The organism is Methylobacterium sp., assembly GCF_019745455.1.
Classification (GTDB): domain Bacteria; phylum Pseudomonadota; class Alphaproteobacteria; order Rhizobiales; family Beijerinckiaceae; genus Methylobacterium.
On record NZ_JAIETD010000020.1, the window covers coordinates 70,619 to 92,916 of the forward strand.

The 22,298-nt window shown below is 64.2% G+C and carries 23 protein-coding genes; 1 reads left to right on the plus strand and 22 read right to left on the minus strand.

Features of this window, described 5'->3' with window-relative positions:
* Positions 1-26: 26 nt before the first annotated feature.
* From rplE to rplN, 3 genes are read right to left on the minus strand one after another with little or no spacing between them, the layout of a single operon-like run.
* Positions 27-593 (minus strand): 50S ribosomal protein L5, encoded by a 567-nt coding sequence (rplE, locus tag K2Y56_RS03650; protein ID WP_292505175.1) that lies wholly within the window; start codon positions 591-593, stop codon positions 27-29.
* Positions 586-903: a 50S ribosomal protein L24 gene (rplX, locus tag K2Y56_RS03655; protein WP_292505177.1), complete on the minus strand. Its 318-nt coding sequence runs from the start codon at positions 901-903 to the stop codon at positions 586-588. Before rplX ends, rplE begins: the two co-directional genes overlap by 8 nt.
* Positions 903-1,271 carry a 50S ribosomal protein L14 gene (rplN, locus tag K2Y56_RS03660; RefSeq protein ID WP_055881693.1) on the minus strand — a complete coding sequence of 123 codons (369 nt, stop codon included), beginning with the start codon at positions 1,269-1,271 and terminating at the stop codon, positions 903-905. Before rplN ends, rplX begins: the two co-directional genes overlap by 1 nt.
* Positions 1,272-1,571: 300 nt before the next feature.
* On the opposite strand from rplN, the gene K2Y56_RS03665 reads away from it, so the two are divergent.
* A complete protein-coding gene (locus tag K2Y56_RS03665) occupies positions 1,572-1,859 on the plus strand; it encodes a hypothetical protein (protein WP_292505179.1) in 288 nt (95 codons plus the stop codon).
* Between the two features lie 104 nt (positions 1,860-1,963).
* On the opposite strand, the gene rpsQ is transcribed toward K2Y56_RS03665, so the two are convergent.
* The 19 genes from rpsQ to rplJ form a co-directional block, all read right to left on the minus strand.
* Positions 1,964-2,221 carry a 30S ribosomal protein S17 gene (gene rpsQ / locus K2Y56_RS03670; protein WP_292505180.1) on the minus strand — a complete coding sequence of 86 codons (258 nt, stop codon included), beginning with the start codon at positions 2,219-2,221 and terminating at the stop codon, positions 1,964-1,966.
* A 13-nt stretch (positions 2,222-2,234) separates the two neighbouring features.
* Positions 2,235-2,450 carry a 50S ribosomal protein L29 gene (rpmC, locus tag K2Y56_RS03675; protein ID WP_292505183.1) on the minus strand — a complete coding sequence of 72 codons (216 nt, stop codon included), beginning with the start codon at positions 2,448-2,450 and terminating at the stop codon, positions 2,235-2,237.
* Between the two features lie 14 nt (positions 2,451-2,464).
* Positions 2,465-2,878, minus strand: a complete 414-nt coding sequence (gene rplP / locus K2Y56_RS03680) for a 50S ribosomal protein L16 (RefSeq protein ID WP_292505185.1) — start codon at positions 2,876-2,878, stop codon at positions 2,465-2,467.
* Positions 2,879-2,916: 38 nt separating this feature from the next.
* On the minus strand, positions 2,917-3,657 hold the full coding sequence (rpsC, locus tag K2Y56_RS03685; protein ID WP_292505187.1) for a 30S ribosomal protein S3: 741 nt from the start codon (positions 3,655-3,657) through the stop codon (positions 2,917-2,919).
* A 10-nt stretch (positions 3,658-3,667) separates the two neighbouring features.
* The gene (rplV, locus tag K2Y56_RS03690) at positions 3,668-4,054 is read right to left on the minus strand and encodes a 50S ribosomal protein L22 (protein ID WP_292505188.1); all 387 of its coding nucleotides are present in this window, start codon (positions 4,052-4,054) and stop codon (positions 3,668-3,670) included.
* A gap of 1 nt (position 4,055) precedes the next feature.
* A complete protein-coding gene (gene rpsS / locus K2Y56_RS03695) occupies positions 4,056-4,334 on the minus strand; it encodes a 30S ribosomal protein S19 (protein WP_238242921.1) in 279 nt (92 codons plus the stop codon).
* A gap of 5 nt (positions 4,335-4,339) precedes the next feature.
* Complete coding sequence (gene rplB / locus K2Y56_RS03700) at positions 4,340-5,176, minus strand: 50S ribosomal protein L2 (RefSeq protein WP_292505194.1); 837 nt, start codon at positions 5,174-5,176, stop codon at positions 4,340-4,342.
* Between the two features lie 26 nt (positions 5,177-5,202).
* Positions 5,203-5,499: a 50S ribosomal protein L23 gene (locus tag K2Y56_RS03705; protein ID WP_292505197.1), complete on the minus strand. Its 297-nt coding sequence runs from the start codon at positions 5,497-5,499 to the stop codon at positions 5,203-5,205.
* A complete protein-coding gene (gene rplD, locus K2Y56_RS03710; RefSeq protein WP_292505199.1) occupies positions 5,496-6,116 on the minus strand; it encodes a 50S ribosomal protein L4 in 621 nt (206 codons plus the stop codon). The genes K2Y56_RS03705 and rplD overlap by 4 nt, the downstream gene beginning before the upstream one ends.
* On the minus strand, positions 6,116-6,856 hold the full coding sequence (gene rplC / locus K2Y56_RS03715; RefSeq protein ID WP_292505201.1) for a 50S ribosomal protein L3: 741 nt from the start codon (positions 6,854-6,856) through the stop codon (positions 6,116-6,118). The genes rplD and rplC overlap by 1 nt, the downstream gene beginning before the upstream one ends.
* Positions 6,857-6,906: 50 nt before the next feature.
* Positions 6,907-7,215, minus strand: coding sequence for a 30S ribosomal protein S10 (gene rpsJ / locus K2Y56_RS03720; RefSeq protein ID WP_018044230.1), 309 nt, complete (start codon positions 7,213-7,215; stop codon positions 6,907-6,909).
* 85 nt (positions 7,216-7,300) lie between these two features.
* Positions 7,301-8,491, minus strand: a complete 1,191-nt coding sequence (gene tuf, locus K2Y56_RS03725; protein WP_292505203.1) for an elongation factor Tu — start codon at positions 8,489-8,491, stop codon at positions 7,301-7,303.
* 51 nt (positions 8,492-8,542) lie between these two features.
* Entirely contained in the window at positions 8,543-10,618 is a 2,076-nt protein-coding gene (fusA, locus tag K2Y56_RS03730; protein ID WP_292505206.1) for an elongation factor G, read from the minus strand.
* Positions 10,619-10,648: 30 nt separating this feature from the next.
* Complete coding sequence (gene rpsG, locus K2Y56_RS03735; RefSeq protein WP_292505208.1) at positions 10,649-11,119, minus strand: 30S ribosomal protein S7; 471 nt, start codon at positions 11,117-11,119, stop codon at positions 10,649-10,651.
* A 114-nt stretch (positions 11,120-11,233) separates the two neighbouring features.
* Positions 11,234-11,605: a 30S ribosomal protein S12 gene (rpsL, locus tag K2Y56_RS03740; protein WP_292505211.1), complete on the minus strand. Its 372-nt coding sequence runs from the start codon at positions 11,603-11,605 to the stop codon at positions 11,234-11,236.
* A 478-nt stretch (positions 11,606-12,083) separates the two neighbouring features.
* Positions 12,084-16,292, minus strand: a complete 4,209-nt coding sequence (rpoC, locus tag K2Y56_RS03745) for a DNA-directed RNA polymerase subunit beta' (protein WP_292505213.1) — start codon at positions 16,290-16,292, stop codon at positions 12,084-12,086.
* Positions 16,293-16,450: 158 nt separating this feature from the next.
* On the minus strand, positions 16,451-20,575 hold the full coding sequence (gene rpoB, locus K2Y56_RS03750; protein WP_292505216.1) for a DNA-directed RNA polymerase subunit beta: 4,125 nt from the start codon (positions 20,573-20,575) through the stop codon (positions 16,451-16,453).
* Between the two features lie 265 nt (positions 20,576-20,840).
* Complete coding sequence (gene rplL / locus K2Y56_RS03755) at positions 20,841-21,221, minus strand: 50S ribosomal protein L7/L12 (RefSeq protein ID WP_292505217.1); 381 nt, start codon at positions 21,219-21,221, stop codon at positions 20,841-20,843.
* Positions 21,222-21,278: 57 nt separating this feature from the next.
* Positions 21,279-21,797 (minus strand): 50S ribosomal protein L10, encoded by a 519-nt coding sequence (gene rplJ / locus K2Y56_RS03760; protein WP_292505220.1) that lies wholly within the window; start codon positions 21,795-21,797, stop codon positions 21,279-21,281.
* Positions 21,798-22,298: the final 501 nt, after the last annotated feature.

Here is a 22,298-nt window from a genome sequence, read left to right on the forward strand (position 1 = left end):
GTCCGCGTATAAGAGCCACGAGGCGCTTACTGCCGGAACGGGAATCGGAACTGCGTGAGGAGCGCGCGCGCCTCAGCATCGGTCTGAGCCGTGGTCTGGATCACGATGTCCATGCCCCAGGTCGCCTCGGCCTTGTCGTAGGAGATCTCAGGAAACACGAGGTGCTCCTTAAGCCCGAGGGCATAGTTCCCGCGACCGTCGAAGGAGCGCGGGTTCAGGCCGCGGAAGTCGCGGACGCGCGGCAGCGCGATCGTGACTAGGCGATCCATGAACTCGTACATGCGCGCCTTGCGGAGCGTCACCTTGCAGCCGATCGGCATGCCCTCGCGGACCTTGAAGGTCGCGATCGCCTTGCGGGCCCGGGTGATGACCGGCTTTTGGCCGGCAATGAGGGCAAGATCGCCCGCCGCCACCGAGGCCTTCTTCGAATCAGCGGTCGACTCGCCGACGCCCATATTGATCACGATCTTCTCGATCACAGGAACCTGCATCGGGTTCTTGTAACCGAACTCCTCGATCAACTTCTGGCGCACGACTTCGTCGTAGTGCTTGCGCAGGCGAGGGACGTAGTTGTCAGCGTTCTTCTCAGCCATCGATCAGATCCCCCGAGCGCTTGGCGAACCGGACCTTGCGGCCGTCGTCGAGAATGCGGAAACCAACCCGCGTCGGCTGCCCATCCTTGGGGTCGGCGACGGCGATGTTGGAGAGATGGATGGCGGCCTCTTTCGAGACAATTCCGCCTTCCTGGTTCTGCGTCTGCTTCTGGTGCTTCTTCACGAGGTTGATGCCGCGAACGAGCGCGCGATCTTCCTTCGGGAGCACCTGAATCACCTCACCCGAGCGACCCCTGTCGCGGCCGGTGAGAACGACGACCTTGTCGCCCTTCTTGACCTTGGCAGCCATCACAGCACCTCCGGCGCGAGCGAGATGATCTTCATGTGGTTGCGGCCGCGAAGCTCGCGCGGAACCGGTCCGAAGATGCGGGTGCCGATCGGCTCCTTCTGATTGTTGATCAGAACGGCGGCGTTCTTGTCGAAGCGGATCACCGAACCGTCGGCGCGCTTCACTTCCTTCGCGGTGCGAACGACGACCGCCTTCATGACGTCGCCTTTCTTGACGCGGCCGCGCGGGATCGCCTCCTTGACGGAGACGACGATAATGTCGCCGACGCCGGCATATTTGCGCTTCGACCCGCCGAGCACCTTGATGCACATCACGCGACGTGCACCAGAATTGTCGGCGACGTCCAGATTCGTCTGCATCTGGATCACAAGAGTGACCTTTCCTTGTTTCAGACGGGTTTCCGCACGCGGACGGTATTGTCCGGCGGACGACGCCTGATGGGGATCTGATGCCCCCGGCTCATATGAAGGACCGCGCATTCGGTGTTCTGAACACCGGCGCGGTCGCCGCGTACGAAAGGTGCAAGCACCCGTCTCGAATGTCGCGAAGCCATGCGCACTACTATAGGCGGACGGATCGCGCAAGGGATAAATCGACGGTCAGGTCAGGCTGGCGCAAGAGCTGAGTTCGGTTGTGGCGCGCGATGCCTCCTGCCATATCCTCATGCCATGGCCGAACCATCCTATCCCCGCTGGAGCCCCGCCGAGCTGATCGCAGAATTGCGGGAGGCAGCCGAGGAAATCGCACCCGAACTCAACGGCATTCGAGCGGAGGAGACCCTCGAGGGCGAATCGGCTCAGATGATCGAGGAGATGGCGGAGGCACTCAGGCGCATCGCGGCCGGTGCACCGCGGCCGCATGACATTGCCAGGATGGCACTTTCCGCGCAGATGCCGCGTAAACCGATCGGCGTTCCAAAACCGGCGAACCGGAAGCCCGCGAAGCCGCGGCGTTGAACGGGCGTCGCAGCGGCCTTCAAAATGGGACGCATGAATTATTAGGCAAACGAAAACGGGCGCAGAATTCTGCGCCCGTTTTCGTGTCCGGATGGATCCGTGGTTCAGGCTTCGGCCGCAACCTCGACAACAGCACCGTCGACCAGCTTCCATGTCTTGGTCTTGGAAAACGGACGGCACTCCTCGATGGAGACCGTCTGCCCGATCTTCGCAATATTCGCCTCGTCATGGGCATGATAGTTCTTGGAGCGACGAACGGTCTTCTTCATCACCGGATGGGTGAAGCGACGCTCCACCTTGACGACGATGGTCTTCTGACCCTTGTCGCTAACGACGACGCCCTGCAATACGCGCTTCGGCATGTGGTGTGACTCCTCAGGCCTGGGCCGTAGCAAGCGTCTTCTGACGCTGCAGCGTGCGGACACGGGCGATATCGCGGCGGACCTCACGGACACGCGCGACGTTCTCGAGCTGCCCAGTGGCGCCTTGGAAGCGCAGGTTGAACTGCTCCTTCTTCAGGTTGAGCAACTCATCGTTCAACTGGTCCGGCGACAGGGCGGCCAGATCCGACTGTCTCTGTGACGACTTCATGATCCCCTCCCCTCTCAATCGGCAATACGCTGGACGACGCGCGTGCGGATCGGGAGCTTCGCCGCACCGAGGCGCAGGGCCTCCTTGGCGATGTCCTCGGCGACGCCGTCGACTTCGAACATGATGCGTCCGGGATGGACGCGAGCGGCCCAGAACTCGGGCGCGCCCTTACCGGAGCCCATGCGGACTTCGGTGGGCTTGGCCGTGACCGGAACATCCGGGAAGATCCGGATCCAGACGCGGCCCTGGCGCTTCATCTCGCGGGTGATCGCGCGGCGGGCTGCCTCGATCTGACGCGCGGTAATCCGCTCCGGCTCGATGGCCTTCAGTCCGAAGCTACCGAAATTCAGCTCGAAGCCGCCCTTGGCCGCACCGTGGATGCGGCCCTTGAACTGCTTACGAAACCGGGTCTTCTTGGGTTGCAACATGGCAGCCTCTCAACACCTTCCTTGTATCGGGCGTGCGATCAGGCGTGATCGCGACGGCCGCGCTCGCGGCCGCCTTCGCCATCGCGCTCACGGCGACCACCGGAGCGGCCACCCTCGTCCTGAGCGCGCTTGTCCTGCGCCATCGGGTCGTGCTCGAGGATCTCTCCCTTGAACACCCAAACCTTGATCCCGCACGTCCCGTAGGTCGTGAAGGCGGTGGCGACACCGTAATCGACGTCCGCCCGCAGGGTATGCAGCGGAACGCGGCCCTCACGGTACCATTCCTGGCGCGCGATCTCGGCGCCGCCGAGTCGGCCCGAGCAATTGATGCGGATGCCCTCGGCACCCAGGCGCATCGCCGACTGAACCGCGCGCTTCATGGCGCGGCGGAAGGCGACACGACGCTCGAGCTGCTGCGCGATCGAGTCGGCCACCAGGGTGGCGTCGATCTCGGGCTTGCGCACCTCGACGATGTTGATGGTCACGTCGGCCTTGGTCATCGTGCCGACGAGCTTGCGCAGCTTCTCGATATCCGCGCCCTTCTTGCCGATCACGACACCCGGACGACCAGAGTGAATGGTGACGCGGCACTTCCGGTGCGGACGCTCGATGACGATCTTCGAGACCGCGGCTTGCTTGAGCTGCTTCATGAGCGAAGCGCGAATCGCCACGTCCTCGTGCATCAGCTTGGCGTACTCACCCTTCTGAGCAAACCAGCGCGAGTCCCAGGTCCGGTTGATACCGAGCCGCAGACCGATCGGATTGATTTTCTGGCCCATCAGGTCCTCCTCACGCCGCTTCGGCGGTCGGGACTTCGCGCACCACGATGGTGAGGTTCGCGAAGGGCTTCAGGATACGGGCGCCGCGACCGCGGGCACGGGCGTGGAAGCGCTTGAGAACCAGCGCCTTTCCGACGAAGGCCTCTTTGACGACAAGATCGTCGACATCGAGGTCGTGGTTGTTCTCCGCATTCGCGATGGCGCTCTCGAGGCACTTCTTGACCTCGCGGGCGATCCGCTTGCGGGAGAATTCAAGATCGGCAAGCGCCGAGTCGACCTTCTTTCCGCGGATGAGCTGCGCGACGAGATTCAGCTTCTGGGGCGACACGCGCAGCATGCGGGCGACGGCCTTGGCCTCATTGTCCGGCAGCGCGCGGGGGGTGGCTTGCTTGCCCATCTCAGCGCCTCTTTGCCTTCTTGTCGGCCGCGTGACCGTGGAAGGTGCGGGTCGGCGAGAACTCGCCGAACTTATGGCCGACCATTTCCTCGGAGACGTAGACCGGGATGTGCTTCTGCCCGTTGTGCACACCGAATGTGAGCCCGACGAACTGCGGAAGGATCGTGGAGCGGCGGCTCCAGATCTTAATGACTTCGTTGCGGCTCGAGCCACGAGCGGCCTCGGCCTTTTTGAGGAGGTAGCCGTCGATGAACGGCCCCTTCCAGAGCGAGCGTGCCATGATGGTTACTTCTTGCGGTTGTGGCGGCTGGACAGGATGAAGACGTCGGTCCGCTTATTGGACCTGGTCTTCTTCCTCTTCGTCGGCACGCCCCATGGGGTGACCGGGTTACGGCCGCCAGAGGTACGTCCCTCACCGCCGCCATGCGGGTGATCGACCGGGTTCATCGCGACGCCGCGGACATGCGGGCGCTTGCCGAGCCAGCGATTGCGTCCCGCCTTGCCGAGCGAGATGTTCATGTGGTCGGAGTTCGAGACGGCGCCGACGCTGGCGAAGCACTGGCCGTGGACCAGACGCTGCTCGCCCGAGTTCAGACGAAGCGTAACGTATCCCTGGTCGCGGCCAACGATCTGAGCGTAGTTGCCGGCCGAACGGGCGATCGCGCCACCCTTGCCGATTTTCAGTTCGATGTTGTGAATGATCGTACCGACCGGCATGTTGCCGACGGGGCCGGCATTGCCGGGCTTGATGTCGACCTGTTCTGCGGCAATGACCTTGTCGCCTGGCGAAAGACGCTGGGGAGCCAGGATGTAGCTCTGCACGCCGTCCGGATAGGTGATCAGCGCGATGAAGGCGGTGCGGTTCGGATCGTACTCGATCCGCTCCACGGTCGCCGTCACGCCAAGCTGTTCGCGACGCTTGAAGTCGACGTTGCGCAGGGTGCGTTTGTGACCACCGCCGCGGAAGCGAACGGTGATGCGGCCGAGATTGTTGCGTCCGCCGGACGACGATTTGCCCTCGGTGAGCTTCTTGACCGGCTTGCCCTTGTAGAGCTCACGGCGGTCGACGAGCACGAGCTGGCGAAGGCTCGGCGTGACCGGTTTGAATGTCTTCAAGGCCATCGGTGGTAATCCTTAACCCGACTGTCTCAGAGGCCGGTCGTGACGTCGATCGTCTCGCCTTCGGCGAGGGTGACGATCGCTTTCTTCACGTCCGAACGCTGCCCGCGCAGACCGCGGAAGATCTTCTTCTTCCCCTTGGTGACGAGCGTGTTCACGCCCACCACCTTGACGTCGAACAGCTTCTCGACCGCTTCCTTGATCTGCGGCTTGGTAGCCTTCGGGGCGACCCGGAAGACGACCTTGTTCTGCTCGGTGAGGTTCGTCGCCTTCTCGGTGATGACCGGGGAGACGATGATGTCGTAGTGGCGCGGATCGGCACTCATTTGAAACGCGCCTCCAGCGCATCGACGGCAGCGCGCGTCAGCACGAGCTTGTCGCGGCGCAGGATGTCATAGACGTTGATGCCCTGGACCGGCAGCACGTCGATCATCGGGATGTTGCGGGCGGCGCGACCGAAGTTCACGTCGACCTCGGCCCCGCTGATGATCAGCGCGCTCGACAGACCCATCTTGTCGAAGCGCTCGACGAGACCCTTGGTCTTGCCATCGGCCAGCGTCACGTCGTCGACGATTATGAGCGTCGAGTCCTTCGCCTTGGCCGAGAGCGCGTGCTTGAGGGCAAGCGCACGGACCTTCTTCGGCAGATCGTGAGCATGGCTGCGCACGATCGGACCGAAGGCACGACCGCCACCGCGGAACTGCGGAGCGGAGGCGGCGCCGTGACGGGCGTTACCGGTGCCCTTCTGCTTGTACAGCTTCTTGCGCGTGCGATCGACCTCAGAGCGGTTCTTGACCGCATGAGTGCCGGCGCGGCGCTTGGCGAGCTGCCAGCGTACCATGCGCTGGAGCAAATCTGCGCGGGGCTCGAGGCCGAAAATGGCCTCGTCGAGCTCGACCGAGCCGGCCTGGGCGCCGTCGAGCGTGGTGATATCGAGCTTCATCACGCGTTCTCCTCGGAAGCGGGAGCCTCGGGAGCCGGCGCTTCGGTGGCAGGGGCGGAGGCGCCCTGCTCACGGAACTTGCCAGGCTGCGGAACGTCAGCGGGAAGCTTGCGCTTCACCGCGTCGCGGATCTGGATCCAACCGCCGGCGACGCCCGGTACGGCGCCCTCGACGAGGATGAGGCCACGCTCAGGGTCCGTGCGCACGACGCGCAGGTTCTGGGTGGTGACCCGATCGACGCCCATATGGCCGGGCATCTTCTTGTTCTTAAAGGTCTTGCCGGGGTCCTGACGGCCACCGGTCGAACCGATCGAACGGTGCGAGATCGATACGCCGTGGGTGGCGCGCAGACCGCCGAAGTTCCAGCGCTTCATGCCGCCGGCAAAGCCCTTGCCGGTGGTTGTGCCGGTGACATCGACGAACTGACCAGGAATGAAGTGGTCGGCCGTGATCTCGGCACCGACCGGGATCATCGCGTCCTCGGACACGCGGAACTCGGCAAGCTTCTGCTTCGGCTCGACCTTGGCGACCGCGAAGCGGCCACGCTCGGCGGCCGACACGTTCTTTACCTTGGCCTTGCCGACGCCGACCTGAAGGGCGACGTAGCCGTTCTTCTCGACGGTGCGGTGGGCAACCACCTGGCATTGATCGATCTTGAGCACGGTCACGGGCACGTGTTCCCCAGCATCCGTAAAGATGCGGGTCATCCCGACCTTCTGTGCAATGACGCCTGAGCGCATAGGTATCTCCCTCGCGCGATGAAACGGTAAGCTCTAAATCCCCGCGGGACTTAGAGCTTGATCTCCACGTCCACGCCGGCGGCGAGGTCGAGCTTCATCAGCGCGTCCACGGTCTGGGGCGTCGGATCGACGATATCGAGCACACGCTTGTGCGTGCGCATCTCGAACTGCTCGCGCGACTTCTTGTCGATGTGCGGCGAGCGGTTGACGGTGAACTTCTCGATATGCGTCGGCAGCGGGATCGGACCACGGATGGTGGCGCCGGTGCGCTTGGCGGTCGAGACGATCTCACGGGTCGACGCATCGAGAATGCGATGGTCGAACGCCTTGAGGCGGATACGAATATTCTGACCGTTCATGACCTAAACCTTGGCGGGACGTTGAAGGGGCGGGCGCGAGGACCCGCCCCCGATCGTTCCCTGCGGACGTGATCGTTTCGTGTGATTAATCGTTGATAGCGGCGACGACGCCGGCGCCGACGGTTCGGCCGCCTTCACGGATGGCGAAGCGCAGCTTCTCTTCCATGGCGACGGGCACGATGAGGGTGACGTCCATGGTGACGCTGTCGCCCGGCATCACCATCTCGGTGCCCTCGGGCAACTCGCACACGCCGGTCACGTCGGTGGTGCGGAAGTAGAACTGAGGCCGGTAGTTGGTGAAGAACGGGGTGTGGCGCCCGCCCTCCTCCTTGGTCAGGATGTAGGCCTCGGCCTTGAACTTGGTGTGCGGCTTGACCGAGCCGGGCTTGCACACGACCTGGCCGCGCTCGACGTCCTCGCGCTTGGTGCCGCGCAGGAGCACGCCGACATTGTCGCCGGCCTGGCCCTGGTCGAGCAGCTTGCGGAACATCTCGACGCCCGTCACCGTGGTGGTCTGGGTCGCCCGGATGCCGACGATCTCCACGGTCTCGCCGACCTTGACGATGCCGCGCTCGACCCGGCCCGTCACCACCGTGCCGCGGCCCGAGATCGAGAACACGTCCTCGATCGGCATCAGGAACGGCTTGTCGATCGGACGCTCGGGCTGCGGGATGTAGGCATCCACGCTCGCCATCAAGGCCAGCACCGCGTCATGGCCGACCGCCTTGTCGCCGTTGTCCAGAGCCACCTTGGCCGAGCCCTTGGTGATCGGGATGTCGTCGCCGGGGAAGTCGTACTTGGAGAGGAGCTCGCGCACCTCCATCTCGACGAGCTCGAGGAGCTCGGCGTCGTCGACGAGGTCGACCTTGTTCAGGAACACCACCAGCGCCGGAACGCCGACCTGGCGGGCGAGCAGGATGTGCTCGCGGGTCTGCGGCATCGGGCCGTCGGCCGCCGACACCACCAGGATCGCGCCGTCCATCTGCGCCGCGCCCGTGATCATGTTCTTCACGTAATCCGCGTGGCCCGGGCAGTCGACGTGGGCGTAGTGACGGTTCGCCGTCTCGTACTCCACGTGAGCGGTCGAGATCGTGATCCCGCGTGCCTTCTCCTCGGGTGCCTTGTCGATCTGGTCGTAGGCCGTGAACGTCGCGCCGCCCGACTCCGCCAGCACCTTCGTGATCGCCGCCGTCAACGACGTCTTGCCGTGGTCAACGTGACCAATCGTGCCAATGTTGCAGTGCGGCTTCGTGCGAGCAAACTTCTCTTTGGCCATCGTAGCCTCCGTCTATCCGAATGAATGGGTGGGGTGCTGCAGCGATACGCCTTAGGCGTACTTGGCGACGACCTTCTCGGCCTCGCCGCGCGGCACCTCTTCGTAATGGTCGAACTGCATCGTGAAGTTCGCGCGGCCCTGGCTGAAGGAGCGCAGCTGGTTCACGTAGCCGAACATGTTGGCGAGCGGCACCATCGCGTTGATGACGTTGGCGTTGCCGCGCATGTCCTGGCCCTGGATCTGACCACGGCGGGAGTTCAGATCCCCGATCACCGAGCCGGTATACTCTTCCGGCGAGACGACCTCGACCTTCATCACCGGCTCGAGCAGCACCGAACCACCCTTCTGTAGGGCTTCACGGAGCGCCGCGCGTGACGCGATCTCGAAGGCGAGAGCCGACGAATCGACGTCGTGGTAGGCACCGTCCACGAGCTCGACCTTGATGTCCACCACCGGGAAGCCCGCGAGGATACCGGCGCCGAGCACCGAGTTGAGGCCCTTTTCGACGCCCGGAATGTATTCCTTGGGCACCGACCCGCCGATCACCTTGGAGACGAACTCGAAGCCCTTGCCGGGCTCGTTGGGCTCGACCACGAACTTTACCCGCGCGAACTGACCGGTACCGCCGGTCTGCTTCTTGTGGGTGTAGTCGATCTCGGTCCGCTTCGTGAGCTTCTCACGATAGGCCACCTGAGGCGCGCCGATATTCGCGTCGACCTTGTAGGTGCGGCGCAGGATGTCGACCTTGATGTCGAGGTGGAGCTCGCCCATCCCCTTGAGGATGGTCTGGCCCGACTCTTGATCGGTCGAGACGCGGAAGGACGGATCCTCCGCCGCGAGCTTGGCGAGGGCGATACCGAGCTTCTCCTGGTCGGCCTTCGACTTCGGCTCGACCGCGATCTCGATGACCGGCTCGGGGAACTCCATCTTCTCGAGGATGACGGCCTTCTGCGGATCGCAGAGAGTGTCTCCGGTCCGAGTATCCTTGAGGCCGGCCAACGCCACGATGTCGCCGGCGAAGGCTTCCTTGACGTCCTCACGGTTGTTGGCGTGCATCAGCAGCATGCGGCCGACGCGCTCCTTCTTGTCGCGGGTCGAATTGATCACGTTGGCGCCGGACTCGATCTTGCCCGAGTAGACGCGGCAGAACGTGATCGTGCCAACGTGGGGGTCGTCCATGATCTTGAAGGCAAGCATTGAGAAGGGGTCGGTGTCCGTGGGATGGCGGACGACCTCTTCCTCGGTCTTGAAATCCAGACCCTTGATCTCGCCGCGGCCCTCGGGCGAGGGCAGGTAATCCACCACCGCGTCGAGCAGGGGCTGAACGCCCTTGTTCTTGAAGGCCGAGCCGCAGAGAACCGGGTGAAACGCACGGCGTTGCACGGCGGTGCGCACGAGACGACGCATCGTCTCGGCATCCGGCTCGACACCGTCCAGGTACGCCGTCATGGCGTCGTCATCCATCTCGACGCAGGCCTCGACGAGCTTGAGCCGGTACTCGACCGCCTGGTCGAGGAGATCGGCCGGGATCTCCTTCTCGGAGAAATCGGCGCCGAGCTGCTCGCTCGTCCAGACGACGGCCTTCATCTTGATCAGGTCGATCACGCCGGTGAAGCTGGTCTCCGCACCGATGGGAAGCTGCAGGCAGACCGGCTTGCCTGCGACGCGGTCGATGATGTCCGCCACGCATTTGAAGAAGTCGGCGCCGATCTTGTCCATCTTGTTGACGAACACGATGCGCGGCACGTCATACTTGTCAGCCTGACGCCAGACGGTCTCGGTCTGGGGCTCCACGCCCTGGTTGCCGTCGAGGACGCAGACCGCGCCGTCGAGCACGCGCAGAGACCGCTCCACTTCGATCGTGAAGTCGACGTGGCCGGGAGTGTCGATGATGTTCAGGCGCTTTTCGCGCCAGAAGCAGGTAGTCGCAGCCGAGGTGATCGTGATGCCACGCTCCTGCTCCTGCTCCATCCAATCCATGGTCGCGGCGCCGTCGTGGACTTCGCCGATCTTATGGGACTTGCCGGTGTAGTAGAGGATCCGCTCGGTGGTCGTGGTCTTGCCAGCATCGATGTGGGCCATGATGCCGAAGTTGCGGTAGTCCTCGATCGCGTGCGTGCGGGGCATCGGATTGCTCCTGAAGAGTCCTGAGGCCGCTTACCAGCGGTAGTGCGAGAAGGCGCGGTTGGCTTCCGCCATCCGGTGCGTGTCTTCCCGCTTCTTGACGGCGTTGCCGCGGTTGTTCGCGGCATCGAGGAGTTCGGCCGAGAGCCGCTCGACCATGGTGCGGTCGTTCCGACCACGGGCGGCCTGGATCAGCCAACGGATCGCCAGCGCCTGGCGGCGCTCGGTGCGAACCTCGACCGGAACCTGGTAGGTGGCGCCGCCGACGCGGCGCGAGCGGACCTCGATGGCCGGGGCAACATTGTCGAGGGCGGCGCGGAACACCTCGATCGGGTTCGTGCGGGCGCGGCTCTCGACGATGTCGAAGGCGCCGTAAACGATGCCTTCGGCGATCGACTTCTTGCCCTCGTACATGATCGAATTCATGAACTTGGTGAGCACGACGTCGCCGTACTTGGCGTCGGGGATGATTTCACGCTTCTCGGCAGAATGGCGGCGGGACATCGCTCGCTCCGTATCGGTATCACTTCAATCTGAACCACCCCACGCAGGCCGCCTTGGGCGAATGGCCGGCGACATCCTTGTGGGGTGCGCGAATTCTTGCTTGGGACGCAGATCTTACTTCGGACGCTTGGCGCCGTACTTCGAGCGGCGCTGCTTGCGGCCCTTGACGCCCTGCGTGTCGAGCACGCCGCGCAGGATGTGGTAGCGCACGCCCGGAAGATCCTTCACGCGGCCGCCGCGGATCATCACCACGGAGTGTTCCTGAAGGTTGTGGCCCTCGCCCGGGATGTAGCCGATGACCTCGAAGCCATTGGTCAGACGAACCTTGGCGACCTTGCGGAGCGCGGAGTTCGGCTTCTTCGGGGTCGTCGTGTAGACGCGCGTGCAGACGCCACGCTTCTGCGGGCAGGCCTCGAGGGCCGGCACCTTGTTGCGGCTCTTCTGCGCCTTGCGCGGCTGGGCGATCAGCTGGTTGATCGTCGGCATGCCAATCCTCTCGCAACGCGTCGCCTCATGGCGACCGTCGAAATCATCTGTCTCGTGTCGACCGCTGGGGTACAGCGAAACGCAAAACCGCGCCCCAGGCTGCGATCAGCCTTTGGCGCGTCGTTGCGAGCAGAGGACCACAGACGCTAGGCCCGCGGTCGTACCAGACTGACACGTGTTCGTCGTTTTGAATGTCGGTCGCGTTTAGGCGGTCTGGATCGTGGCTTCTGAGGAAGCGCGTCGATCGGCTACCGCCTACGGCCAGCCGTTCAATGTGGGTCTGTTAGAGCCGGATTCGCCTGACGTCAACCGCGAAGTGGCTGGATGTGAAGGAAACGTAACGTTCCTGGGGCGATCGGCGCTTCGGGTCAGGGTGGAATCCTTGGCTGTTTCGCCGGAACTCCGGAATTATTGCGGTGGAACGAAGAAGGGGCCGCCTCTCGGCAGCCCCTTCGGACAGTGTCTAAGCCCGGTGGCCTTACTCGGCGGCCGAGGGTAGCTCGTTGAGCTTGTGGGCTCCGCTCTCGGTCGCCTTCTGCTCGAGGATCATGGCGTCGCGGCGCCGTGCGACGGCACGGATATCGGCCGCCATCGAGCCCGTTCCGGCCGGGATCAGCGATCCGACGATCACGTTCTCCTTGAGGCCTTCGAGGTAGTCGATCTTGCCGTTGACGGCCGCCTCGGTGAGGACGCGGGTGGTCTCCTGGAACGAGGCCGCCGAGATGAACGACTTCGTCTGCAAGCTCGCCTTGGTGATGCCGAGCAGTACCGGAACGCCGACGACCGGCTTCTTGCCCTCGGCAAGGAGCTTCTCGTTGACCTCGGCGAGCTCCGTCCGGTCGATCTGATCGCCCGTCAGGATCTCGGAATCGCCACCATCGGTGATCTCCACCTTCTGCAGCATCTGCCGGACGATGACCTCGATGTGCTTGTCGTTGATCGACACGCCCTGGAGCCGGTAGACCTCCTGGATCTCGTTGACGAGGTAGGCGGCAAGCTCCTCCACGCCCTTGATCGCCAGGATGTCGTGCGGCGCCGGGTTGCCATCGACGATGTAGTCGCCGAGCTCCACCACGTCCCCGTCCTGCAAGTGGATGTGCTTGCCCTTGGGGATCAGGTACTCGACCGCCTCCGAACCGTCATGCGGCGTCAGCGTGAGACGACGCTTGTTCTTGTAGTCGCGCCCGAACTGGATCGTGCCCGACTTCTCGGCGATGATCGCCGCGTCCTTCGGACGACGCGCCTCGAACAGCTCCGCCACCCGCGGCAGACCGCCGGTGATGTCGCGGGTCTTGGCCGAGTCGGTGGAGACACGAGCCAGGATGTCGCCGGCCTTCACCGTCGCTCCCGGATCGTAGCCGATGATGGCGTCGACGGGCAGGAAGTAGCGGGCATCCGAGCCGCGCGGCAGCTTCATCGGCTTGCCGTCCTTGTCGAGCACCAGCATCGCCGGCTTGAGATCCGCCGTCCGAGCCGTGCCGCGCCAGTCGATGACGACGCGCTTGGCGATGCCGGTCGACTCGTCGGTGGTCTCGGTGATGGACTGGCCGTCGATGAGGTCTTCGTAGGCGACCACGCCGTCGGTCTCGGTGATGATCGGACGGGTATAGGGGTCCCACTCGGCGATGCGCTGGCCGCGCTTGACCTTGTCGCCCTCGTCGACGCGCAGGCGCGCACCGTATTGCAGGCGGTGGACCGCCCGCTCGGAACCATCCGAACCGACGATGACGACGGCGACGTTACGACCTGTGGCGATCAGATCGCCGTCGGTGTTGCGCGCCAGCGCCCTGTTGCGGATCTTGATCGTGCCCTCGAAGCTCGACTCGATGAAGGACGAGTCGGCGATCTGCGCGGCGCCTCCGATGTGGAAGGTACGCATGGTGAGCTGCGTGCCCGGCTCGCCGATCGACTGCGCCGCGATGACGCCGACGGCCTCGCCCATGTTGACGGGCGTGCCGCGGGCAAGATCGCGCCCGTAGCAGGTGGCGCAGACGCCGCTCTTCGTGGCGCAGACGAGCACCGAGCGGATCTTCACCTCCTGGATGCCGGCCGCCTGGATGGCGGGCAGATGCTTCTCCTCGATCGTCTCGTTGGTCTTGACGATCACGGTGCCGTCCTGGGCCACCAGGTCCTCGGCCGTGGCGCGGCCGAGGATACGGATCGAGAGCGGGGCCACAACCTGGCCGGCATCGACGATGGCGCGCATCTTGATGCCGTTGGTCGTGCCGCAATCGACCTCGCGGATGACCGCATCCTGCGCCACGTCGACGAGACGACGGGTGAGGTAGCCGGAGTTCGCGGTCTTCAACGCCGTGTCCGCGAGGCCCTTGCGGGCGCCGTGGGTGGAGTTGAAGTACTCGAGAACGTCGAGGCCTTCCTTGAAGTTCGAGATGATGGGCGTCTCGATGATCTCGCCCGAGGGCTTGGCCATCAAGCCGCGCATGGCGGCAAGCTGCTTCATCTGCGCCGGCGAACCGCGCGCACCCGAATGGCTCATCATGTAGATCGAGTTGACCTGCTTATCCGCGCCGTTCTCGTCCTTCTGCACGGTCGAGATGCGCAACATCATCTCGGCGGTGAGCTTGTCGGAGCACTTGGCCCAGGCGTCGACGACCTTGTTGTACTTCTCGCCCTGAGTGATCAGGCCGTCATTGTACTGCTGCTCGTAATCCTTCACGAGCGCGCGGGTGTCGTCGACGATCGGCCACTTGTTGTCCGGCACGACCATGTCGTCCTTGCCGAACGAGATGCCGGCCTTGAACGCGTGGTTGAAGCCCAGACCCATGATCCGGTCGCAGAAGATGACCGATTCCTTCTGACCGCAATGGCGGTAGACGGTGTCGATCATCGCGGAGATCTCCTTCTTGGTCATCAGCTTGTTGACGACGTCGAAGGGGACGTTCTTGTGCAGCGGCAGGGCGCCGGACAGGATCACGCGGCCAGGCGTGGTGTCGTAGGTCTTCGTCAGCGGCTCGCCGTCCGGGCCGATGCCCTTCCAGCGCCACTTGATCTTGGAATGCAGCTTGACCGCGCCTGCGGCGAGGGCGTGCTCGAGCTCTCCTACGGTGCCGTAGACGCCCTGCATCGGGTTCTGCTTGTTGGTGCCGTCGAAGGCACCGGGCAGACCCTCGCCGACGATCGACAGGTAGTAGAGGCCGAGGACGATGTCCTGCGAGGGCACGATGATCGGCTGACCGTTGGCCGGGTGCAGGATGTTGTTCGTCGACATCATCAGCACGCGCGCTTCGAGCTGGGCCTCGAGCGAGAGCGGCACGTGGACGGCCATCTGGTCGCCGTCGAAGTCGGCGTTGAACGCCGCGCAGACGAGCGGGTGCAGCTGGATCGCCTTGCCCTCGATCAACTTCGGCTCGAAGGCCTGGATGCCGAGACGGTGGAGCGTCGGGGCGCGGTTGAGCATCACCGGATGCTCGCGGATCACCTCGTCGAGGATATCCCAGACCTCGGGCTTCTCCTTCTCGACGAGCTTCTTCGCCTGCTTGACGGTGGCGGAGAAGCCTTTGGCGTCGAGGCGCGCGTAGATGAACGGCTTGAACAGCTCCAGCGCCATCTTCTTGGGCAGGCCGCACTGGTGCAGCTTCAGCTCCGGACCGACCACGATGACCGAGCGGCCCGAATAATCGACGCGCTTGCCGAGCAGGTTCTGGCGGAAACGGCCCTGCTTACCTTTGAGCATGTCGGCGAGCGACTTCAGAGGGCGCTTGTTGGCGCCCGTGATGACGCGGCCGCGACGGCCATTGTCGAACAAGGCGTCAACGGCCTCCTGCAGCATCCGCTTCTCGTTGCGGATGATGATGTCGGGCGCGCGCAACTCGATCAGCCGCTTGAGACGGTTGTTGCGGTTGATGACGCGGCGGTAGAGGTCGTTGAGATCGGACGTGGCGAAGCGGCCTCCGTCCAGGGGGACGAGCGGACGCAGATCCGGCGGGATCACCGGCACCACGGTGAGGATCATCCATTCGGGCTTGTTGCCCGACATCTGGAAGGCCTCGATGATCTTCAGGCGCTTGAGCAGCTTCTTCGGCTTCAGCTCGGATGTTGTCGTCGCGATCTCTTCGCGAAGCGAGTTCGCGATCCCGTCGAGGTCGAGCTCCTGCAGGATGCGACGGATCGCTTCCGCGCCGATCATGGCGGTGAAGCTGTCCTCGCCGTACTCCTCCTGCGCGCGCAGGTACTCCTCCTCCGACAGGAGCTGACGCTCCTTCAAGGGGGTGAGGCCCGGCTCGATCGTGACGTAGGATTCGAAGTAGAGGATCCGCTCGAGATCCTTGAGCGCCATGTCGAGCAGGAGGCCAATGCGCGAGGGCAGCGACTTCAGGAACCAGATATGCGCCACGGGCGCGGCGAGCTCGATATGGCCCATGCGGTCACGCCGCACGCGCGCGAGGGTGACCTCGACGCCGCACTTCTCACAGATGACGCCCTTGTACTTCATGCGCTTGTACTTGCCGCACAAGCACTCGTAATCCTTAATCGGTCCGAAGATCCGCGCGCAGAACAGGCCATCGCGCTCGGGCTTGAACGTCCGGTAGTTGATCGTCTCGGGCTTCTTGATCTCGCCGAAGGACCACGACAGGATCTTCTCAGGCGACGAGATCGAGATCTTGATCTGGTCGAAGCTCTGAGGCTGTGCCTGCTGATTGAAAAGATTCATGACCTCTTGGTTCATGATCGTCTCCTGATGACGGGGTGCCCCGCGCTCGGGCAGCCACGTACTGAAATGTGTCGGCGCCGCGACCGGCCGGGTCGCCGCTGGCCGTTTAGGAAGGTGCTACCCCTCCCCGCTCGAACCGTGCCGGCTCGCCTCAGCCGGCACGGGAGCGTGCCTTATTCGGCCGCCTCGGCAGGCGGCTCGATCTGGTCGTTGGCGGTCTTCTTGGACGAGGTCAGCTCGACGTTGAGGCCGAGCGAACGCATCTCCTTGACGAGCACGTTGAAGCTCTCGGGGATACCGGCCTCGAAGGTGTCGTCGCCACGGACGATCGCCTCGTAGACCTTGGTGCGGCCGGCGACATCGTCCGACTTCACCGTGAGCATCTCCTGCAGCGTGTAGGCCGCGCCATAGGCCTCCAGTGCCCAGACCTCCATCTCGCCGAAGCGCTGACCGCCGAACTGCGCCTTGCCGCCCAGCGGCTGCTGGGTGACGAGCGAGTACGGACCGATCGACCGGGCGTGGATCTTATCGTCCACGAGGTGGTGCAGCTTCAGCATGTAGATGTAGCCCATCGTCACCTTGCGGTCGAAGGGCTCGCCGGTGCGGCCGTCATAGAGGGTCGACTGAGCCGACCGGTCGAGACCGGCCATTTCCAGCATCGCCTCGATATCGGCCTCTTTGGCGCCGTTGAAGATCGGCGTCGCCATCGGCACGCCGCGGCGCAGGTTGTTGCCGACCTCTGCGTAATCCTCGTCGCTGAGCCCTTCGAGTTCGGACGGCGAGTAGATCGCCTGCATCTCCGCCTTGAGCGGCGCGATGTCATGGCTGCGCAGGTAAGCATCCACTGCGAGCCCGACCTTGCGGCCGAGGCCTGCCGCGGCCCAGCCGAGATGGGTCTCGAGGATCTGGCCGACGTTCATGCGGCTCGGCACGCCGAGCGGGTTGAGCACGATATCGGCATGCGTCCCGTCTTCCAGGAACGGCATGTCCTCGATCGGCACGATCCGCGAGACGACGCCCTTGTTGCCGTGGCGGCCGGCCATCTTGTCGCCGGGCTGGATCTTGCGCTTCACCGCGACGAAGACCTTGACCATCTTCATCACGCCGGGCGGGAGCTCGTCGCCGCGCTGCAGCTTCTCGACCTTGTCGAGGAAGCGCTGCTCGAGACGCTTCTTCGACTCGTCGTACTGCTTCTGCATCGCTTCCATCTCGGTCATGAGACGGTCGTCGACCACGGCGAACTGCCACCATTGCGAGCGCGGATACTCGTTGATGAGCTCCCGCGTCAGGGTGGTCTCCTTCTTGAAACCCTTCGGTCCGGCGATCGGGGCCTGCCCGATCAGGAGATCGGAGAGGCGTGCATAGGTGTTGCGGTCGAGGATCGCCTGCTCGTCGTCGCGATCCTTGGCGAGGCGCTCGATCTCCTCGCGCTCGATGGCCTGGGCGCGCTCGTCCTTGTCGACGCCGTGGCGGTTGAACACCCTGACCTCGACGATCGTGCCGGTGACGCCCGGCGGCACCCGCAGCGAGGTGTCGCGCACGTCCGAGGCCTTCTCGCCGAAGATGGCGCGAAGGAGCTTCTCCTCCGGCGTCATCGGGCTCTCGCCCTTCGGGGTGATCTTGCCGCACAGGATGTCGCCCGCGTGGACCTCGGCACCGATATAGACGATGCCGGCCTCGTCGAGGTTCTTGAGCGCCTCTTCCGAGACGTTCGGGATGTCGCGGGTGATCTCTTCCGGCCCGAGCTTGGTATCGCGGGCCATCACCTCGAATTCCTCGATATGAATCGAGGTGAACACGTCATCCTTCACGATCCGCTCGGAAAGCAGGATCGAGTCCTCGAAGTTGTAGCCGTTCCACGGCATGAACGCGACGAGCACGTTCCGGCCGAGCGCGAGCTCGCCGAATTCGGTCGAGGGACCGTCGGCGATGATCTCGCCCTTCTTCACGGCCTCGCCGACGCGGACCAGCGGCTTCTGCGTGATGCAGGTCGACTGGTTCGAGCGCTGGAACTTCTGCAGGCGGTAGATGTCGACGCCGGGCTTCGTGGCATCGGCCTCTTCCGTGGCGCGAATGACGATACGAGTCGCGTCGACCTGGTCGACGATTCCCGAGCGCCGAGCGCCGATGGCGGCACCGGAATCGCGAGCGACGACGGCCTCCATGCCGGTGCCGACGAAGGGCGCATCGGCGCGAACCAGCGGCACCGCCTGGCGCTGCATGTTCGAGCCCATGAGTGCGCGGTTGGCGTCGTCGTTCTCGAGGAAGGGGATCAGGGCCGCGGCCACCGAGACGAGCTGCTTGGGCGATACATCCATGAGGTCGACACGGTCGGGCGCCACCACGATGACGTCGCCGGCCCGGCGGCAGACCACGAGGTCTTCCGTCAGCTTGAAGTTCTCGTCCATCTGGGCGTTCGCCTGGGCGACGAAGTACTTCGCCTCCTCCATCGCCGAGAGATAGGCGACCTCGGTGGTGACGACGCCGTCCTTGACCCGCCGGAACGGGGTCTCGATGAAGCCGTACTTGTTCACCCGCGCGAAGGTGGCGAGAGAGTTGATCAGGCCGATATTCGGGCCTTCCGGCGTCTCGATCGGGCAGATGCGGCCGTAATGGGTCGGGTGCACGTCGCGCACCTCGAAGCCGGCGCGTTCACGGGTGAGGCCGCCCGGGCCAAGCGCCGAGAGGCGGCGCTTATGCGTGACCTCGGAGAGCGGGTTGGTCTGATCCATGAACTGCGAGAGCTGCGACGAGCCGAAGAACTCGCGCACGGCGGCAGCCGCTGGCTTCGCATTGATCAGGTCCTGCGGCATGACCGTGTCGATATCGACCGAAGACATGCGCTCCTTGATGGCGCGCTCCATGCGGAGCAGGCCGAGGCGGTACTGGTTCTCCATGAGCTCGCCGACCGAGCGCACACGGCGGTTGCCGAGATGGTCGATATCGTCGATTTCGCCCTTGCCGTCGCGCAGGTCCACGAGCGCCTTGACGACCGCGAGCATGTCCTCGCGGCGAAGCGTCCGCACGGTGTCCTCTGCGTCGAGGTCCAGACGCATGTTCATCTTCACGCGGCCAACGGCCGAGAGGTCGTAGCGCTCGGAATCGAAGAACAGCGAGTGGAACATCGCCTCGGCGGTGTCGAGGGTGGGCGGCTCGCCAGGGCGCATGACACGGTAGATGTCGAACAGCGCACCCTCGCGGGACGAGTTCTTGTCCACGGCAAGCGTGTTGCGGATGTAGGGACCGACATTGACGTGATCGATATCGAGCACCGGCAGCTCGACGATGCCGACCTCTTCGAGGCTCTTCAAGAGCTTGTCCGAGATCTCGTCGCCGGCCTCGGCCCAGATCTCGCCGGTCTTCTCGTTGACGAGATCCTCGGCGATGTACTGGCCGATCAGATCCTCGTCCGTGGCCTTCAGGAAGTTGACGCCGCGCTCGGCGATCTGCCGGGCATTGCGGGCGTTGAGCTTCTTGCCGGCCTCGAGCACGACTTCGCCGGACTCGGCATCGACGAGATCGACAGAAGCCTTGAAGCCCTTGAGGCGCTCGGCATCGTAGGGCACGCGCCAGTCGGCGCCGTCGCGGTCGTAGACCACGCGGTTGTAGAAGGTTGAGAGGATCTCTTCGCCGTCGAGGCCCAGCGCAAACAGCAGCGAGGTGACGGGCAGCTTGCGCTTCCGGTCGATACGGACATGCACGATGTCCTTGGCGTCGAACTCGACGTCGAGCCACGAGCCGCGATACGGAATGATGCGCGCGGCGAACAGGAGCTTGCCCGAGGAGTGGGTCTTGCCCTTGTCGTGGTCGAAGAACACGCCCGGCGAGCGGTGCATCTGCGAGACGATCACGCGCTCGGTGCCGTTGACGATGAAGGTGCCGTTCTCCGTCATGAGGGGCATGTCGCCCATGTAGACGTCCTGCTCCTTGATGTCCTTGACGGACTTCGCGCCCGTGTCTGGATCGACATCGAACACGATAAGCCGCAGCGTCACCTTGAGGGGAGCCGCGTAGGTGATGCCGCGCTGGCGGCACTCGTCGACGTCGTATTTCGGCGCCTCGAACGTGTATTTCACGAATTCGAGCAGGGCGGTCGAGGAGAAGTCCGAGATCGGGAAGACCGACTTGAACACGGTCTGGAGGCCCTCGTCGCCGCGGCCGCCCTCCGGCTCGTCCATCATCAGGAACTGGTCGTAGGATGCCTTCTGAACCTCGATGAGGTTCGGCATCTCGGCGACTTCCTTGATCTTGCCAAAGAACTTGCGAATGCGCTTGCGACCGACCAGCGTGTTGGCCATGTGTGACCTCGCTCCACCATTCCGCGTACCGGGTGCCCGGGGAAGGCGACACGCCTCCCGCGACCAGGCGATGAGACAGCCCCGCCGGACCGGCCTCACCCGAAACTCACTCAAGAGGCCCGTTCCAGGGCCGATCAGGTCGACTTGAAGCAACCTCGCTTTAAGCGACCTTGGCCCACGGGTCGGAACCCGCGGGCCTGGATTGTGGGCGGTCCTTCAAAGGACCCGCCGAACCTTGACGGACCCGCAGAGGTCCATCGCGTCCTTACTTGAGTTCGACCTTGGCGCCGGCCTTCTCGAGCTGGGCCTTGATCTTCTCGGCCTCGTCCTTCGTGACGGACTCCTTGACGGCCTTGGGAGCCGCCTCGACGAGATCCTTGGCTTCCTTGAGGCCGAGGCCGGTGATCGCGCGGACCTCCTTGATGACCTCGATCTTCTTGTCGCCAGCGCCGGCGAGCATGACCGTGAACTCGGTCTGCTCCTCGGCGGCGGCGGCAGCGCCACCACCGGCGGCCGGGCCGGCAGCGACGGCGACGGCAGCGGCGGCCGAGACGCCCCACTTCTCTTCGAGCATCTTGGCGAGGTCGGCGGCCTCGAGGACGGTGAGCGACGACAGGTCGTCGACGAGCTTGGCGAGATCAGCCATTGTAGTGTTCCTTCATATATCGGTTTGAACGGATGGATTTTGAAGGGGTGAACCGGCTCAGGCCGCTTCGTCCTTCGTGGCATAGGCCCCGAACACGCGGGCGAGCTTGGCCGCCGGCGCATTGACGACCTGGGCGATCTTGGTCGCGGGAGCCTGGATGAGGCCCACGATCTTGGCGCGCAGTTCGTCGAGGGACGGAAGCGAGGCCAAGGCCTTCACGCCGTCCGGGTTCAGGGAAGTCTTCCCCATGGCGCCGCCAAGGATCACGAGCTTCTCGTTGGTCTTGGCGAAGTCCACCGCCACCTTGGCGGCCGCGACCGGATCGCTCGAATAGGCGAGCAGGGTCGGGCCCTTCAGGAGCGGCTTGATGGAGGAAACGTCCGTGCCATCGAGAGCGATGTTGGCGATGCGGTTCTTGGTGACCTTCACGGTGGCACCGGCGAGCTTCATCTGCGAGCGCAGCTTCTGCATGTCGGCGACCGTAAGGCCTTTGTAGTGGGCCACGACAACGACGGCGGTGTTCGCAAACACGCCGTTGAGCGTCGTGACGAGATCAGCTTTGGCTGTCCTGTCCACTGGGGCTCTCTCCGGTTGGCGGAACCCTGAAGCGGGTCCGCCGGTTGCACATGCCGCCCGGGACGGAACTCGGCTACGAATCGAAGCCGGAACGTCCTCGAACGACGCTTCACGGCCCTGTCCCCTGGCGGCCTCCGCGAACGGCGGACGACACGGGCGAGATGGTTCAAACCGATACCTCCCCGCGCTGCTCGAGGCAGCGAAGCGAGGGTGTTGAATTCGGTCTTCCCCGTCTGTGCAGGCTTTGAGGATTAAGCCGGTTGCCCGGCGCCTGCAGTCTCGGACAGGACATGGCCGGACGAAGCTCCGCGAGGCGTTAAGCCCCACGAAACCTGCCGGCCATAACCGCCTGGTTGCCCAGGCGATTTCTCATGCGGAATGCGACCGATCGGTCGATTCCTTTCTCATGTATGAAAACGTTGAGGGGCGTCTATAGAGCCTCGCACGTCGCGTGCCAAGGGGCTCGCGTCGAGAAATACGTCGCAGGCACGGGATTTTCCT

Bases quoted from the DNA above. Each gene is read 5' to 3' on its own strand.
- K2Y56_RS03665 (WP_292505179.1), top strand. From the start codon at position 1,572: ATGGCCGAACCATCCTATCCCCGCTGGAGCCCCGCCGAGCTGATCGCA.
- rplV (WP_292505188.1), bottom strand. From the start codon at position 4,054: ATGGGCAAGCAAGCCACCCCCCGCGCGCTGCCGGACAATGAGGCCAAG.
- rpsJ (WP_018044230.1), bottom strand. From the start codon at position 7,215: ATGAACGGTCAGAATATTCGTATCCGCCTCAAGGCGTTCGACCATCGC.
- rplE (WP_292505175.1), bottom strand. From the start codon at position 593: ATGGCTGAGAAGAACGCTGACAACTACGTCCCTCGCCTGCGCAAGCAC.
- K2Y56_RS03705 (WP_292505197.1), bottom strand. From the start codon at position 5,499: ATGAGTGCCGATCCGCGCCACTACGACATCATCGTCTCCCCGGTCATC.
- rplD (WP_292505199.1), bottom strand. From the start codon at position 6,116: ATGAAGCTCGATATCACCACGCTCGACGGCGCCCAGGCCGGCTCGGTC.
- fusA (WP_292505206.1), bottom strand. From the start codon at position 10,618: ATGCCCCGCACGCACGCGATCGAGGACTACCGCAACTTCGGCATCATG.
- rplB (WP_292505194.1), bottom strand. From the start codon at position 5,176: ATGGCCTTGAAGACATTCAAACCGGTCACGCCGAGCCTTCGCCAGCTC.
- rpoB (WP_292505216.1), bottom strand. From the start codon at position 20,575: ATGGCCAACACGCTGGTCGGTCGCAAGCGCATTCGCAAGTTCTTTGGC.
- rpsQ (WP_292505180.1), bottom strand. From the start codon at position 2,221: ATGCCGAAGCGCGTATTGCAGGGCGTCGTCGTTAGCGACAAGGGTCAG.
- rpsL (WP_292505211.1), bottom strand. From the start codon at position 11,605: ATGCCGACGATCAACCAGCTGATCGCCCAGCCGCGCAAGGCGCAGAAG.
- tuf (WP_292505203.1), bottom strand. From the start codon at position 8,491: ATGGCCAAAGAGAAGTTTGCTCGCACGAAGCCGCACTGCAACATTGGC.
- rpmC (WP_292505183.1), bottom strand. From the start codon at position 2,450: ATGAAGTCGTCACAGAGACAGTCGGATCTGGCCGCCCTGTCGCCGGAC.
- rplL (WP_292505217.1), bottom strand. From the start codon at position 21,221: ATGGCTGATCTCGCCAAGCTCGTCGACGACCTGTCGTCGCTCACCGTC.
- rpsS (WP_238242921.1), bottom strand. From the start codon at position 4,334: ATGGCACGCTCGCTCTGGAAGGGGCCGTTCATCGACGGCTACCTCCTC.
- rplX (WP_292505177.1), bottom strand. From the start codon at position 903: ATGGCTGCCAAGGTCAAGAAGGGCGACAAGGTCGTCGTTCTCACCGGC.
- rplC (WP_292505201.1), bottom strand. From the start codon at position 6,856: ATGCGCTCAGGCGTCATTGCACAGAAGGTCGGGATGACCCGCATCTTT.
- rpsG (WP_292505208.1), bottom strand. From the start codon at position 11,119: ATGTCCCGCCGCCATTCTGCCGAGAAGCGTGAAATCATCCCCGACGCC.
- rpsC (WP_292505187.1), bottom strand. From the start codon at position 3,657: ATGGGCCAGAAAATCAATCCGATCGGTCTGCGGCTCGGTATCAACCGG.
- rplP (WP_292505185.1), bottom strand. From the start codon at position 2,878: ATGTTGCAACCCAAGAAGACCCGGTTTCGTAAGCAGTTCAAGGGCCGC.
- rpoC (WP_292505213.1), bottom strand. From the start codon at position 16,292: ATGAACCAAGAGGTCATGAATCTTTTCAATCAGCAGGCACAGCCTCAG.